The sequence below is a fragment of the Streptomyces sp. NPDC059695 genome, from assembly GCF_042733785.1.
Lineage (GTDB): Bacteria > Actinomycetota > Actinomycetes > Streptomycetales > Streptomycetaceae > Streptomyces.
The window spans coordinates 33875-49019 of the sequence record NZ_JBHWFF010000023.1 but is presented as its reverse complement, the minus strand read 5'-3'; the positions used below and the strand labels follow the sequence as shown (position 1 = coordinate 49019).

11 protein-coding genes are annotated in these 15145 nt (G+C 74.2%); 6 read left to right on the top strand and 5 right to left on the bottom strand.

The annotated features are described in order from the left end of the window. Positions 1-4: 4 nt before the first annotated feature. Positions 5-1021: a phosphotransferase gene (locus tag ACFV2S_RS26440; protein ID WP_385563878.1), complete on the top strand. Its 1017-nt coding sequence runs from the start codon at positions 5-7 to the stop codon at positions 1019-1021. A gap of 28 nt (positions 1022-1049) precedes the next feature. Here ACFV2S_RS26440 and ACFV2S_RS26435 read toward each other — a convergent pair whose 3' ends face one another. Continuing rightward, positions 1050-2651 carry a protein kinase gene (locus ACFV2S_RS26435; protein WP_385563875.1) on the bottom strand — a complete coding sequence of 534 codons (1602 nt, stop codon included), beginning with the start codon at positions 2649-2651 and terminating at the stop codon, positions 1050-1052. A gap of 287 nt (positions 2652-2938) precedes the next feature. Between ACFV2S_RS26435 and ACFV2S_RS26430 the strand changes: the two genes are divergently transcribed. The 5 genes from ACFV2S_RS26430 to ACFV2S_RS26410 all read left to right on the top strand — a co-directional run bounded on the left by ACFV2S_RS26430 (position 2939) and on the right by ACFV2S_RS26410 (position 10659). Beyond that, positions 2939-4585, top strand: coding sequence for a protein kinase (locus ACFV2S_RS26430; protein WP_385563872.1), 1647 nt, complete (start codon positions 2939-2941; stop codon positions 4583-4585). Positions 4586-5600: 1015 nt separating this feature from the next. After that, positions 5601-6281: a PadR family transcriptional regulator gene (locus tag ACFV2S_RS26425; RefSeq protein ID WP_385563869.1), complete on the top strand. Its 681-nt coding sequence runs from the start codon at positions 5601-5603 to the stop codon at positions 6279-6281. A gap of 139 nt (positions 6282-6420) precedes the next feature. Continuing rightward, positions 6421-7155, top strand: coding sequence for an ABC transporter ATP-binding protein (locus tag ACFV2S_RS26420; RefSeq protein WP_382861885.1), 735 nt, complete (start codon positions 6421-6423; stop codon positions 7153-7155). Further along, positions 7152-10016 carry an FtsX-like permease family protein gene (locus ACFV2S_RS26415; RefSeq protein WP_385563866.1) on the top strand — a complete coding sequence of 955 codons (2865 nt, stop codon included), beginning with the start codon at positions 7152-7154 and terminating at the stop codon, positions 10014-10016. Before ACFV2S_RS26420 ends, ACFV2S_RS26415 begins: the two co-directional genes overlap by 4 nt. Before the next feature lie 97 nt (positions 10017-10113). Next, positions 10114-10659, top strand: a complete 546-nt coding sequence (locus tag ACFV2S_RS26410) for a bacterial proteasome activator family protein (RefSeq protein ID WP_383791080.1) — start codon at positions 10114-10116, stop codon at positions 10657-10659. A gap of 185 nt (positions 10660-10844) precedes the next feature. Here ACFV2S_RS26410 and ACFV2S_RS26405 read toward each other — a convergent pair whose 3' ends face one another. From ACFV2S_RS26405 to ACFV2S_RS26390, 4 genes are read right to left on the bottom strand one after another with little or no spacing between them, the layout of a single operon-like run. After that, a complete protein-coding gene (locus ACFV2S_RS26405; RefSeq protein ID WP_385563863.1) occupies positions 10845-11831 on the bottom strand; it encodes an NAD(P)H-quinone oxidoreductase in 987 nt (328 codons plus the stop codon). A gap of 26 nt (positions 11832-11857) precedes the next feature. Then, complete coding sequence (locus tag ACFV2S_RS26400; protein ID WP_383791074.1) at positions 11858-12943, bottom strand: potassium channel family protein; 1086 nt, start codon at positions 12941-12943, stop codon at positions 11858-11860. Then, positions 12940-14262 (bottom strand): molybdopterin molybdotransferase MoeA, encoded by a 1323-nt coding sequence (locus tag ACFV2S_RS26395; protein ID WP_385563859.1) that lies wholly within the window; start codon positions 14260-14262, stop codon positions 12940-12942. Before ACFV2S_RS26395 ends, ACFV2S_RS26400 begins: the two co-directional genes overlap by 4 nt. Then, positions 14259-15110 carry an NTP transferase domain-containing protein gene (locus ACFV2S_RS26390; RefSeq protein ID WP_385564078.1) on the bottom strand — a complete coding sequence of 284 codons (852 nt, stop codon included), beginning with the start codon at positions 15108-15110 and terminating at the stop codon, positions 14259-14261. The genes ACFV2S_RS26395 and ACFV2S_RS26390 overlap by 4 nt, the downstream gene beginning before the upstream one ends. Positions 15111-15145: the final 35 nt, after the last annotated feature.

The window sequence follows — 15145 nt, the reverse complement described above, 5'->3', positions numbered from 1 at the left end:
CGGAGTGCCGCGCTCATCTGTACCGCTCGCTCCGCCCGTCGGCCCGCTCCTGCGCCGCTACCGGGACGTCGGCGAGCCGCTCTCCTGCGTCCCCGTGACCGAGGGCCTGCTCAACCGCGGCTACCGGCTCTCCACCACCCGCGGCGCCTACTTCCTCAAGCAGCACCTGGACGCCCCCACCTCCGACCGGGCCACCATCACCCGCCAGCACCGGGCCACCCAGCGCCTGGCCGCCCTCGGCCTGCCCGTGGCGCCGCCGCTCCCCGACAGCCGGGGCCGCACGGTCGCGCTGGTCGGCGGCCACTGCTACGCCCTGCACCCCTGGGTCGACGGCCGCCACCGCGACGGCGCCCAGCTCTCCACCGGCTGCTCACGGCGGCTCGGCACCCTCCTCGGCCGCGTCCACACCTGCCTGGAGCAGGTCATGGAGTCACCGCCGCCGGGCGGTGACCACGGGAGCGCCCGCCCCGAGGACACCTTCCGGGCCATCGAGGAGCTGCTCCGCCTCGCCCGCGCGCACCGCCCCCGCGACAGCTTCGACGCCCTCGCCGAGCACCGGCTCAGGGAGCGGCGCCGACTGCTCGCGCAGCACGCCCACCACCGGCCGCCGCCCGCGTCCGCCGCCGGCTGGGTGCACGGCGACTTCCACCCGCTGAACCTGCTGTACCGGGGCGCGGAGCCCGCCGCGATCGTCGACTGGGACCGGCTCGGGGTCCGCCCCAGGGCCGAGGAGACGGTCAGGGCCGCCGCCATCTTCTTCGTACGGCCGGAGGGGGAGCTGGCCCTGGAGAAGGTGCGGGCGTACGCGCGCGCGTACCGGCGGGCGACGGGCGCGGACGGCGCCGAGATGGCCGCGGCGGCGCACCGCGTGTGGTGGGAGCGGCTGAACGACTTCTGGACGCTGCGCTGGCGCTATCAGCTGCACGACCGGAGGGCCGACCCGCAGTTCCCCGCGGTGTCGGCCCTGGCGGTGTGGTGGACGCGCGAGTACGCGGCGGTCCGCGACGCCTTCGCGGGCTGAGCGTCGGCCCGTCCTCCCGGGTGCGGGATCAGCCCGTCTCGGTGCCCGTGCCCGGCGGCGGGGTGTCCGGGTTCGTGTTGCCGCCGGTGGAGTCGTCGGTCGGCGGGTCCGTCGGCTGCGTCGGGGGCTCGGTCGTCGGCTCGCCCGACTCCGTCGGCGGGTCCGTGGGATCCGTCGGCGGCGTGGTCGTCGGCTGGGTCGGCGGCTCGGTCGTCGGCGTGCCCGTGGACCAGGTCGGGTCGTTGGTCGCCGGCGGGGTCCACGGCTGCTCGGTCGAGCCGCCGGTCGAGGTGCCGGGGTCCTCGGTGGACTCCGTGGAGGGCTCCTCGGAGGGAGTGGGCTCCTCGGACGCCGTCGACGGAGCATTCGTGACGGTCGGCTTGGTGTCGTTCGGGGTGCCGCCCTTGCCGGCCTTGTCGAGGGCGAAGACGACTCCGGCGACGACCGCGATCACCGCGAGCGCGGCGAACAGCCACACCTTGCCCCGCCGCCCGTTGCCGCCGTTCGACGAGCCGTACCCGTCCTGGCCGTAGCCGCCCGTGCCGCCGTCGTAACCGACGTATCCGCCGTCGTCCGGGTTCATCGGCGGAAGGATCGGGCCCTGCGCGGTCTCGCCGTGCATCGGGTGGCCCATCGCGGTCGTCGCGGCCATGCCGCCGCCCGGGGTGTGCCCGCCCTCGTGCATCGCGACCGGCCCCGTGTTCCACGTGCCGGTGTAGCCGCCCTGCTGCTGGAGCATCGACAGGCTGTACTGGATCAGCCCGCGCATCTCCTCGGCGCTCTGGAACCGGTCGTCCGGGTCCTTCGCGAGCGAGCGCATCACCAGGCCGTCGAGCTCCGGCGGCACGGACCCGGTCACGTCGGACGGCGGGACCGGCGCGTCCTGCACGTGCTGGTAGACGACGGACAGCGGCGTCTCGCCGGTGAACGGGGGGCGCAGCGCGAGGAGCTCGTAGAGCAGGCAGCCCGTCGCGTACAGGTCGGAGCGGTGGTCGACCGCCTTGCCGAGCGCCTGCTCGGGGGAGAGGTACTGCGGGGTGCCCATGACCATGCCGGTCTGGGTCATCGTCGACTGCGCGCCGTGCAGGGCGCGCGCGATGCCGAAGTCCATGACCTTCACCGCACCGCTGTGCGTGATGATCACGTTCGCCGGCTTGATGTCGCGGTGCACGATGCCGTGCTGGTGCGAGTAGGCCAGCGCCTCCAGGACCCCGGAGACGATGATGAGCGCCTGCTCGGGACCGGGCGCCTCGGCGCTGAGCAGCAGGTCGCGGATGGTGCGGCCCTCGACCAGCTCCATCACGATGTACGGCACGGGCCGGCCGGCCACGAGGTCCTCGCCGGAGTCGTACACGGCGACGATGGCGTGGTGGTTCAGGCCGGCGACGGACTGCGCCTCGCGGGTGAAGCGGGCCTTGGAGACCGGGTCCTCTGCGAGGTCGGCGCGCAGCAGCTTCACGGCCACGGTGCGGCCGAGCCGCACGTCCTCGGCGGCGAAGACCTCCGCCATGCCGCCGCGGCCCAGACGGTGCGTCAAGCGGTAACGGCCGTCGCCGACGACCCCGCCCTCGCCCCAGGATTCCGCCGACGCGTCCGGCACACCGCCACCTGCTCCGGATTCGGGTGCCATCAGTCCTCGCCGTCGTCTGTCGTGCCGTGTCCAGTCGTCACGCTACAGGCTCCGTACGACACCACGGTCCGAGATGGACCGGCCATCCAACCCCCTCGACGTACGCCTGTGCAAATTCGACGGGTTTCCTCCCGGAGTGCGGAAACGGTTCGGAGAAGGGGCCTGTGCGGAGGGTCACGGAACGGGTACCGAACCGGTGCCCGGCTTGACGTGTCACTGCCCTACGGCAGACTTGCGCCAGGAAATTCCGGATCGACGCCGCCTCGCGCGCGTAGGGGGAAGCACAGATGAGCCAGGACGGCGCACAGGGCCGCTATGCGGGCGGTTCGGTCGCGGGCGGCCGGTACCAGCTGCGTGACCTTCTCGGCGAGGGCGGCATGGCGTCGGTGTACCTGGCGTACGACAGCGCCCTCGACCGGCAGGTCGCCATCAAGACGCTGCACACGGAGCTCGGCCGGGAGCAGTCCTTCCGCGAGCGGTTCCGGCGCGAGGCGCAGGCCGTCGCGAAGCTTTCGCACACGAACATCGTCTCGGTCTTCGACACCGGCGAGGACACCCTCGACGGCGCCGTCATGCCGTACATCGTCATGGAGTACGTGGAGGGGCAGCCGCTCGGCTCCGTCCTCGCCGCCGACGTCCAGCAGTACGGCGCGATGCCCGCCGACAAGGCGCTGAAGGTCACGGCCGACGTGCTCGCCGCGCTCGAGGTCAGCCACGAGATGGGCCTGGTCCACCGGGACATCAAGCCGGGCAACGTGATGACGACCAAGCGCGGCGTGGTCAAGGTCATGGACTTCGGCATCGCGCGGGCCATGCAGTCCGGTGTCACCTCGATGACGCAGACCGGCATGGTCGTCGGCACCCCCCAGTACCTCTCCCCCGAGCAGGCCCTCGGGCGCGCGGTGGACGCCCGCTCCGACCTGTACTCGGTCGGCATCATGCTCTTCCAGCTGCTGACGGGCCGTCTCCCCTTCGACGCCGACTCCCCGCTCGCGATCGCCTACGCGCACGTGCAGGAGGAGCCGGTCGCCCCGTCCTCCGTCAACCGCTCGGTGACCCCGGCGATGGACGCGCTCGTCGCCCGCGCCCTGCGGAAGAACCCGAACGAGCGGTTCCCGAGCGCCGCCGCCATGCGCGACGAGTGCCTGCGGGTCCTCTCGGCCGGGCAGACCGGGGCGCCGGTGATCGTCCAGGGCGGTCCGGTCAGCAGCGGCGCGGGCGTCGGCTCGGCGGTCTTCCCGCCGATCGGCCAGACCCCGCCGCCGCAGCAGCACGGTGTGCAGCAGCCCTACCTGCCGCCGACGCCGCAGCCCGGCCCGTACGGCCCCGCGACTCCCGCGCCCGCCCCGTCGTACGGCTACCCGCAGCAGGCGCCGGCCTACCAGACCCCGGCCCCCGCGCCGTACGCGCCGACCCCCGCGCCGTACGCGCCGACCCCGGCGCCCGTCGCGACGGGCGGCACCGGCGGCGGCTCGGGCTCCGGACGGAACACGCGGGTGATCGTCGGCGCCGTCGCCGTGGCGCTGCTCGCGATCGGCGGCCTGCTCGTCGCGCTCAACCTGGACAACAAGGACGAGGACCCGCAGGCCGGCGGCACGGGCGGCACCGAGACGCAGCAGAGCCAGTCAGCGGCGCCCGGCCACAAGGGCCCCGACCTGACCAAGACGATCGACATGAAGAAGTGCACGCAGCCTTCGGAGTCGAGCGACGACCCCGCGAAGTTCGAGGTACCCGACTTCACCTACAAGAACATCCAGTCGGTGAAGGCGTGTGTCCAGGCGGCGGGCTGGAAGATCATGACCCAGACCCCGGTGGACGAGTCCACGTACGGCGAGGGCACGGTCCTGGAGCAGTACCCGCCGGCCGGCGAGGACATCACGGACGAGGACGCCGAGTTCACCCTCAAGATCTCGACGGGCAACCCGCAGCAGTAGCCACGAGGACCGCCGTACGCCCCCTGCCCCGTCCCGGATGCCGGAAACGCACCGGCATGTGACGCTGAGTCGAACACCTCGGCGGCTCGGTACGGGAGGGGGTCACCCGGTGACTCCAGCACTCCGCACGGCACGCGCACGGGCTCTGCGCCCCGCGCTCACCTGCACGTTCACCTGCGCGTGCCTCCTGTCCGCCGCGCCCCTCGGGTCCGCGGCGCCCGTCGCGCGCCCCGCGCCCGTCGTGCAGTCCCTCCGGCCCGCGCACCTCGTGCCCGTCCCCCACCCGGGGGAGGCGTCCGGCACGTCCGGGGACACCTCGGACCCGGCTCCGGAGCCGAGACCCTCCCCCGACGCGCCCTCGCCGACCGGGCCGGGGGCCTCCCCCTCCGCACCCGCCTCACCCTCCGGCACCCCGGCGCCCCCTCGGCCGTCCGCGCCGCCCACGCCTTCCTCCCCGCCCGGGGGCACGCGCGCCCCTGCTTCTCCCGCGCCCGCGCCCACCGGCACCGGGACGCCGCCCGCCCCTCCCGCGCCGAGCGCCGCGCCGTCCGACGCGCCCGCCCCCGCCCGTTCCGCCTCGCTCGCGGGGCGGCCCGCCGGTGAGGGACGTCCCCGCCCCGGGCGCACCGAGCCCGCCGCCGCCGTCTCGGCGCCCCCGCCCGGCCGCTCTCGTACCGAAACCGCTACAACCCCGCGTGAGCGCGAGCCCGCCGGCGAGGGGGAGGCACCGGTACGCGAGGAGGACGCGGCGCGGCCCGAGGCGGCGCCCGCCAGCGTCCCCGCCGCGGCGCCCGATCTGTCGGCCGAAGCCGCGCCCACCCTCGGCGACCAGCGGATTCCCGTCCTCACCCTGGGCGTGGGGATGGCTCTGATGGGGCTCGGCATCGGCTTCCTCGGGCTCCGGATGCGGCGCCGCTGACCCCCTCCGAAGCCGCCGGGTCCCCCTTGAGTCGGACCTCCCGCTTCCCTCTCAGGACGGTTGCCCGCTCCGGCATACCCGGTATACATACTGAGTATGTCGATCCGCCACGGGCTCCTCGCCCTCCTCGAACGCGGCCCTCGCTACGGCTCCCAGCTCCGGACGGAGTTCGAGTCCCGCACCGGCTCCACCTGGCCGCTCAACGTCGGCCAGGTCTACACGACCCTCAACCGGCTCGAACGCGACGGCATGGTCGCGCAGGGCGGCGAGGACGAGGCCGGGCACACGCTCTACGCCATCACCGACAGCGGCCGCGCCGAGCTCAGGACCTGGTTCGAGAAGCCGGTGGACCGCACCAGCCCCGCCCGCGACGAGCTGGCCATCAAGCTCGCCATGGCCGTGGGCGCCCCCGGCGTCGACATCCGGAACGTCATCCAGTCCCAGCGCCGGCACACCGTGAAGGCGATGCAGGACTACACCCGGCTCAAGGCGCAGGCCCTGCTCGCCGTCGAGGGCGGCGGGGCGCGGGAGCGGGACGACGTGGCCTGGCTGCTCGTCCTGGAGCAGCTGATCTTCCAGACCGAGGCGGAGGCCCGCTGGCTGGACCACTGCGAGTCCCGGCTGATCCGCCTGTCGGCGACGGCCGCCGCGGGCGCCCCGGGGGCCGCGCCGGCACCCGCGCCCAGCGCCCCGGCCGCCGCCCGCACGGCCCCGGACGCCCCGAAGACCTCTGACGCACCGAGCACCGCTGCCGCGCCGGGGGCTCCGACCTCCTAGGCCGCTTCGACCACCGGTACGTCCGGGCGCGCCGACCGCACACGCGCGTGCCCCGTCCGTACCCCTCACGCACCACCTTCCACCGCACGCACCCGTACCCGGCCGACCGGCCGCGTACGGCCAACGGGGGGACCCCTCCATGTCGTCACAGCAGCCCGTGCTGCAACTCCAGAACCTGACCCGCGTCCACGGCGCGGGCGCCACCGAGGTGCATGCCCTGCGCGGCATCGACCTCGCCGTGTACCCCGGCGAACTCGTCGCCGTCATGGGCCCGTCGGGCTCCGGCAAGTCCACCCTGCTCACCATCGCGGGCGGCCTGGACACCCCCAGCTCGGGCCGTGTGATCGTCGAGGACACCGACATCACCGCCGCGAGCGTCAAGCAGCTCGCCGCCCTGCGCCGCCGCAGCATCGGTTACGTCTTCCAGGACTACAACCTCATCCCGGCGCTGACCGCCGCCGAGAACGTCGCCCTGCCCCGCGAGCTGGACGGCACCTCGGCCCGCAAGGCCCGTGTCGAGGCCCTCGCCGCCCTGGAGGAGATGGGGCTCGGCCACCTCGCCGACCGCTTCCCCGACGAGATGTCCGGCGGCCAGCAGCAGCGCGTGGCCATCGCCCGCGCCCTGGTCGGCGACCGCCGCCTCGTCCTCGCCGACGAGCCGACCGGCGCCCTCGACTCCGAGACCGGCGAGTCCGTGCTCGCCCTGCTCCGCACCCGCTGCGACGCGGGCGCCGCCGGCGTCCTCGTCACCCACGAGCCGCGGTTCGCGGCCTGGGCCGACCGGGTCGTGTTCCTGCGGGACGGCGCCATCGTCGACCAGACCGTGCGCAGCGAGGCCGACTCCCTCCTCTCGGGCCAGGTGGCCGAGGCGTGAAGACCTGGTTCCACTCCTGGCGGGCCGCGATCCGCATAGCCCGCCGTGACGCCTGGCGTTCCAAGGGCCGCAGTGCGCTCGTCCTCGCGATGATCGCGCTGCCCATCCTGGGCGTCAGCGCCCTCGACCTGACCTACCGCAGCTCCGAGCTCTCCTCCGCCGAGCAGGCGGAGCGGCAGCTCGGCGCGGCCGACGCGCGCTTCCGGGACGCCGACGTCGGCGGGGTCCCGATCTACCAGGACCCGTCCGGCGACATGCACACGCCGGTGAAGGACTACAAGGACGAGCCCTGGCCGACCGGTCCCACGGACGTCGCCAAGGCCATCCCCGCGGGTTCCACCGTCCTCACGGACACCACCGGCTCGGCCAAGCTGACGACGACGCACGGTCTGCTCATGACCGAGGTGCGGGAGCTCAAGGCGTCCGATCCGGTCGCGCGCGGCATCATGACGCTCCTGGAGGGGCGTTTCCCGGAGAAGACCGACGAGGTCATGGCGACCTCGCACTTCCTGGAGGCCAGCGGTCTGTCGGTCGGCTCGACCCTTTCCGCCCGCAACTTCGACCGCCCGTATCGGATCGTCGGCTCCTACGAACTTCCCGACGCGCTCAACGCGGATCAGATCAACACCGTGCCGGGGGCCTTCCTCGCCCCGTACACGAAGGCGGTCGAGAAGGCCGGTCTGCCGGCGCCCGGCACCGCCGTCTCGTACCTGGTGCGCTCCTCCGGCGGTTTCACGTGGAACAGCGTGAAGGAGATCAACGCCAAGGGCGTCGCCGTCGTCTCGCGTGCCGTGAAGCTCGACCCGCCGGCCGAATCCGAGGTCCCGCTGTACCAGAAGGACGGCTGGGGGAACTACGAGTCCAGCCCGGCCGCCGACGCCGCCGCGCTCGCCTCCCTCGCCACCGTCGTCGGTCTGGCGATGCTGGAGATCTGCCTGCTCGCCGGACCCGCCTTCGCGGTCGGTGCCCGCCGCTCCCGGCGCCAGCTCGGCCTGGTCGGGGCCAACGGCGGTGCCCGCAGCCACATCCGGGCCATCGTGCTGAGCGGCGGTCTGGTCATCGGCGTCGCCGCCGCCGTCACCGGAAGCGTCCTCGCCCTGGTCCTGACGCTGCTGCTGCAGCCGGTCCTCGAGAACACCATGAACCAGCGGTTCGGGGCCTTCGACATCCGGCCCCTCGAACTGCTCGGCATCGCGCTGCTCGCGGTCCTGACCGGTCTGCTCGCCGCCATCGTCCCGGCCGTCACCGCCTCCCGGCAGACCGTCCTCGCCTCGCTCACCGGGCGCCGCGGGATCCGCCGCAGCAGCCGGGTCCTGCCCCTGATCGGCCTGGCCGCCCTCCTCCTCGGCGGCGCGGTCGCCCTCTTCGGCTCGATGGTCTCGGAGCAGGTCACCCTGGTGGCCGCCGGCTCCGCCCTCGCCGAGCTGGGTGTCGTCGCCATGACCCCGGCCCTTGTGGGCCTGTTCGGGCGGGCCGGCCGCTGGCTGCCGCTCTCCCCGCGCCTCGCGCTGCGCGACGCCGTCCGCAACCGGGGCCGCACGGCACCCGCCGTCGCCGCCGTCCTCGCCGCCGTCGCGGGCACGGTCGCCGTCACCACGTACATGGCCAGCCGCGAGGCCCAGAACAGGGCCGAGTACGAGGCATCCCTGCCGTACGGCGTCGCCGCCGCCTTCGTCCAGGAAGAGGGCGGCCGGGACGTCCCCGCGGTCCGCGACGCCGTCCAGCGCAACTTCCCCGTCGACGTCCGGGCCGACGTCGAGCGCGTCTCCGTCGGCAAGCCCGGCTGCCCGCCCTGGGGCGGCGACCCGGGCTGCGGCCGCTACGAGGTCCTCGTCCCGCCGGCGAACGAGTGCCCGATGTACGCCTCGGGCCCGGGCGGCAGCGACCCCTCGGAGAAGTACACGCCCGAGCAGCGACGGAAGATGCTCACCGAGGACTGGCGCTGCAAGACCTCCCCGAGCAGCGGCATGTACCTCTCCGACGGCGGTCTGGTCGTCGGAGACGCCAAGCTGCTCCAGGTCCTCGGCGTCGACGACCCCGCGACCGTGAAGGCCCTCGCCGACGGGAAGATCGTCACCTTCAACCGCGCCCTGGTCGACGCGGCGGGCGCCGTCGGGATCAAGCAGATCACCGACATCGCCGCCGCCGACAAGGCCTCCGAGGCGGGCCGCCCCACGCCCGGCAAGGTCAGCTCCGTGCCGGCCTACCTGGTGCCCGGCGAGAAGAAGTCCTACGGCGTCCAGGCCCTCATGACCCCGGCCACCGCCAAGGCCGCCGGCCTCTCCACGGTGCCGATGGGCGTGTACGTCAGCACCGACCGGCTCCCGGACGGCGAGCAGCGCCAGAAGCTCGACGGCGACCTCGCCAAGCTCGGCAGCAACGTCGAGATGCACCTGGAAGAGGGCTTCGTCAACGAGTACGGCATCATCCTGCTCTCGCTGGCCATCTTCGCGGGCCTCGTCACGATCGGCGCCGCCGGCATCGCCACGGGCCTCGCCCAGGCCGACGCCGAGGCCGACCTGAAGACGCTCGCCGCCGTGGGCGCCCCGCCCCGGGTCCGCCGCACGCTCAGCGGCTTCCAGTGCGGAGTCGTCGCCGCGATGGGCGTGGTCCTCGGCTCGGCCGCCGGACTGCTGCCCGCCGTCGGACTCCGGCTCACCGAGGAACGCGACCAGATCCGCTTCTACGAGCAGAACGTCGCCTCGGGCTGGACCGGCGAGCTCACCCCGCCCCACGTGCCGATCGTCGTCCCCTGGGAGACGCTGGCCGGCCTGCTCGTCGCCGTACCGCTCGGCGCCGCGCTCCTGGCGGCCCTGGTGACCCGCTCGCGCGGTGCGCTGGCCCGCCGCGCGGCGACCTGACGGTCTTCGTTCCCGTCCTGTGCCCCTGTACGAGGGTGGATCACCCTCGTACAGGGGCACACCCTGTGATGACGCGTGTGTACGAGAGAATGGCGGCATGGAGATGCCGAGGAATGACAGGTCGCAGGAGAGCCCCCAGGTCCTCATCGTGGGACAGGACGGGATGGCCCTCGGCGGCGCTCAGGGCGACGACGAACCCCGCGAGGTCCCGGTGACGGAAATGGTCGAGCAGCCTGCGAAGGTCATGCGGATCGGCAGCATGATCAAGCAGCTCCTGGAGGAAGTACGGGCGGCCCCTCTGGACGAGGCGAGCCGGGTCAGGCTCAAGGACATCCACGCCAGCTCCGTGAAGGAGCTGGAGGACGGGCTCGCACCCGAGCTCGTCGAGGAACTGGAGCGGCTCTCCCTGCCGTTCACGGACGAGGCGATCCCCTCGGAGGCCGAGCTGCGCATCGCGCAGGCGCAGCTGGTGGGCTGGCTGGAAGGCCTGTTCCACGGCATCCAGACGGCGCTGTTCGCCCAGCAGATGGCGGCCCGCGCCCAGCTGGAGCAGATGCGCCGCGCCCTGCCTCCGGGCTCGTCCCACGACGATGACGACGACCAGGGCCACGGCCACGCGGTCCGCTCGGGGCCGTACCTGTAGAGCGCGGTCACGAAGGGCCCGGCACCTGCGGTGCCGGGCCCTTCGCGTGTCCACGGGGTGCGGGTGCGCCGGAGGCCCGTACTCACCGGTCACGGGCCGTACGCGCGGTCGTGACGTGTCCACGGGGTGCGGGTGCCCCGGGTTCCCCGTGCTCACCGGCCACGGCCGTACACGCGCTCGTGGTGTCAGCCGCGCGGCACCAGCAGCAGCACCTTGCCGACGTGGCGGCCGTCCTCCAGCGCCCGGTGGCCCTCGGCGGCCTCCGGCATCGGCACGGTGCGGTCCACGACCGGCCGGACCGTGCCCGCGCCGATCAGCGGCCAGACGTGCTCCCGTACGGCGGCGACGATCGCCGCCTTCTCCCCCGCCGGACGGGACCGCAGCGTGGTCGCCATGACGGCGGCGCGCTTCGCGAGCAGCGCCCCGAGGTTCAGCTCGCCCTTGACCCCGCCCTGGAGGCCGATGACGACGAGGCGGCCGTTCACCGCCAGCGCCTTCACGTTCCGCTCCAGGTACTTGGCGCCCACGATGTCCAGGATGACGTCCGCGCCGGCCCCGTCCGTCGCCTTCGCCAGCTCCTCGACGAAGTCCTGCTCGCGGTAGTCGATCAGGATGTCCGCGCCGAGCTCGGCGCAGCGCGCCAGCTTCTCCGGGCCTCCGGCCGTGACCGCGACCCGCGCGCCGACCGCCTTCGCCAGCTGGATCGCCATCGTGCCGATGCCGCTCGCACCGCCGTGCACGAGCAGCGTCTCGCCGGGGCGCAGGTGGGCGATCATGAAGATGTTGGACCAGACGGTGCACGCGACCTCGGGGAGCGCGGCGGCCGTGGCCAGGTCGACGCCCTCCGGGACCGGCAGGAGCTGGCCCGCCGGGACCACGACCTGCTCCGCGTAACCGCCGCCGGCGAGCAGCGCGCACACCTCGTCGCCGACGGCCCAGCCGGACACCCCGGGGCCGAGCGCGGTGATCCGGCCCGCGCACTCCAGGCCGGGGTGGGGGGAGCTGCCGGGCGGCGGGTCGTAGAAGCCCTGCCGCTGGAGCAGATCGGCGCGGTTGACGGCGCTCGCCACCACCTCGACGAGCACCTCGCCCTCGCCGGGTACGGGATCGGGCACCTCGGCCCAGACGAGGGCCTCGGGACCACCGGGTTCCGGAATCGTGATCGCATACATGGCGGCGAGGCTACTCGTCCGGCGCGTCAGTCCTCCGGCGGTGTGGAGAGCGGGGTCACCGGCGCGGCGCGCACGATGGTGATCACCCGGTCGGTGAGCTGGAGCGGGCTGGCGGCGGGGTCGTCGTAGCCGAGCAGGCGGTGGCCGCGGAGCACGCTCACCACCAGGTCGCCGGTCTCCCGGACGCTCTTGCCGGCCTCGCTCTTGGTCACCGGCCGTTCCACCAGGTCGAGACCCGAGCCCTGCTGGATGAGGTCCTCCATCACCGTGCCGGCGCTGGGGCTCAGCACGGAGAGGCCGAGCAGGCGCCCGGCGGCGCTGGCGCTGGTGATGACCGCGTCCGCGCCGGACTGGCGGAGCAGCGGCGCGTTCTCCTCCTCGCGGACCGCGGCGACGATCTTGGCGCCCCGGTTGAGCTGGCGGGCCGTGAGGGTGACCAGGACCGCGGTGTCGTCGCGCTGGGTGGCGATCACGATCTGCCGGGCCCGCTGCACCTCGGCGCGGAGCAGCACGTCGCTGCGCGTCGCGTCGCCGATGACACCGACGAACCCGTCGGCGTTCGCCGTCTCGATCACCTTGGTGGAGGGGTCGACGATGACGATCTGGTCCTTGCGGAGCCCGGTCGCGCAGAGCGTCTGGATCGCGGACCGGCCCTTCGTCCCGAAACCGACGATGACGGTGTGGTCGCGCAAGGTGGACCTCCAGCGATTCAGCCGGAACTCCTCGCGGGTCCGCTCGGTGAGGACCTCGAGAGTGGTGCCGACCAGGATGATCAGGAACAGCACGCGCAGGGGCGTGACCAGCAGGATGTTGGCGAGCCGTGCCGAGTCGCTGTACGGGACGATGTCGCCGTATCCGGTGGTGGAGAGCGTCACGGTCGCGTAGTAGGCGGAGTCGAGGAAGTCGAGCGTCTCGTCGGCGTTGTCGTGGTAGCCGTCACGGTCGATGTAGACGATGAGGACCGTCACGAGGAGCACGCCGAGCGCCATGAGCAGCCGCTTGCCGACCTGTCGCAGCGGCCGCTCGACGACCCTGCGGGGCAGCCGGACCTGGGGGCCCGTGATGCGCTCGTCCGCGTGGCGTGCCATCACGTCACGACTGGGAAGTTTCACGTGAAACACACTCCTTGCGCCGGTACGGCACCCGACGTCGGCGGCCAGGGAAGGTCGAGGACGTCCAGCTCCGTGCCGGACGGGGCGCCGCCGGGCGGGACGACGGCCATGCCGTCCGCGACGGCGATGCCCCGGAGCATGGCCGGCCCGTTGTAGCGCAGCGGAACGAGCTGCTCCCCACGGCGTACGACGGGAACGAGCCGGGTGTCGTACGGGTGCCCGTGGACCGTCTCCAGGACGGGGGCACGGCCCGTGGAGCACCCGGAGGGGACGGTGGCGCCCAGGGCCGCGAGGAGCGGCTCGGCGAGCGTGAGGAGCCCGGAGACGGCGGCGAGCGGATTGCCGGGCAGGCCGACGAGGTGGCGCCGGCCGTCCAGGGCCGCGAGGAGCATCGGGTGGCCGGGGCGGACCTTCACCCCGTCGACCAGGAGCGTGGCGCCCGCCTTGTCGAGCACACGGTGGAGGTGGTCGACGGGCCCGGCGGCGGTGCCCCCGGTGGTGACGACCAGGTCGGCGGGGGAGCCGGTGACGGCCGCGTACAGCTCCTCGGCGTCGTCGCCGATCCGCCGGGTGGCGAGCACCTCGGCGCCGAGCGCCTCCAGCCAGGGGCCGAGCATCGGGCCGAGGGCGTCACGGATGAGGCCCTCGTGGGGGAGCCCGGCCGTGAGCAGCTCGTCGCCGAGGACAAGGACCTCCACCCGGGGGCGCGCCGGTACGGGGAGCTCGTCGTAGCCCGCGGCCGCGGCGAGGCCCAGGACGGCGGGGGTGACGTCGGCGCCCGCGGGCAGCAGTTCGTCGCCGGAGCGGCACTCCTGGCCCCGGGGCCGGATGTCCTGTCCGGGGACCACGTCGCGCAGGGCGTGCACCCGAAGGCCCACGTCAGGGGCGTGTCCGGTGCGGGATTGCTCGGTGCGGGAGTGCTCGGTGCGGACGACGGCGGTGGTCCCGGGCGGGACGGGGGCGCCGGTGGCGATCCGTACGGCCTCACCGGCGGTCAGTACGGCGGCGCGCGCGTGACCGGCGAGGACCGGGGTCTCCTCGACGACCGTCCAGGGGCCGGGCCCCGCGACGGCCCAGCCGTCCATGGCGGAGGTGTCGAAGGAGGGCAGGTCGGTGAGGGCGAGGAGCGGCTCGGCCAGGACCCGGCCGAGCGCCAGCCCCAACGGGAGGCGCCGGGGCTCGCGGTCGCCCCCCGCGTCGGCTCCGGCGCGGGCGGCGGCCTTCCGGGCCTCGGGCCAGGGGGTGGCCCGGTGCGGCGGCTCGGCCTTCGCGCCGGCGGCGGTCTCCGGGGCTACGGGAACGGGCTCCTCCAGGGTCATCCGGCCTCGTCCTGCTCGGCGGCCCAGCGCTGGGCGAGCGCCGCGGCCTTGCGGGCGGCCTCGGCGACCGCCTCGGGTCCGCCGTCGGCGCCCGCGCGGGCCGCCGCGTAGCCGACCAGGAAGGTGGTCAGGGGCGCGGCGGGGCGGGCCACTCCGTGGGCGGCGTCACGGGCGAGGTCGAGCAGCACGCCGGTGTCGACGTCCAGTTCGATGCCCAGCTCGTCCTTGACCGCGGTGATCCATTCATCCAGCACGGTCCCATGGTCCCTGATGCGGGCCCTGGCCGTGGCGATGTCCTCCCAGGTGTCGCAGTCGAAGGAGGCGAGGGGGGCCGCGGCGACCCGGGTGAGGACCAGTCCCCCGGTGAGGAGACGCAGCGGACCGTCCGCGAGGGTGCCCCGCCGCTCGGCGATGAGGGTGAGCTCCCGCAGGAGCGGGGTGCGGCGGTACGCGGCGACGAGCGGCTGGTCGCGTCCGTCGGGGTCGGTGAGGAGGGCGGCCTCGGCGCCGGGGGACGCGTCGAGGGCGTCGAGGAGGCCTCGGACGGTGGCCGCGTCCAGGAAGGGCAGGTCGGCGGAGAGGACGAGGAGGACGTCGGCGCCGGTCTCGCGCACCCCGGCGCCGAGGGCGGCCAGGGGGCCGCCGCCGGGCGGGTCCTCCCTGGTCCAGCGGACGGGACGGACGGTGGGGCGGGGGCCGGCGACGACCACGGTCCGCCCCGCGTCGGCGCAGGCCGCGAGCACCCGGTCGAGGAGGGTCCTGCCCCCGACCCGTACCCCGGGCTTGTCGGAACCCCCGAGGCGCCGGGCGGCACCTCCGGCGAGCACGACGGCGTCGTATGCGGTGATCACCCCAGCAGTATGGTCGGCCGCCCCGCGCCACC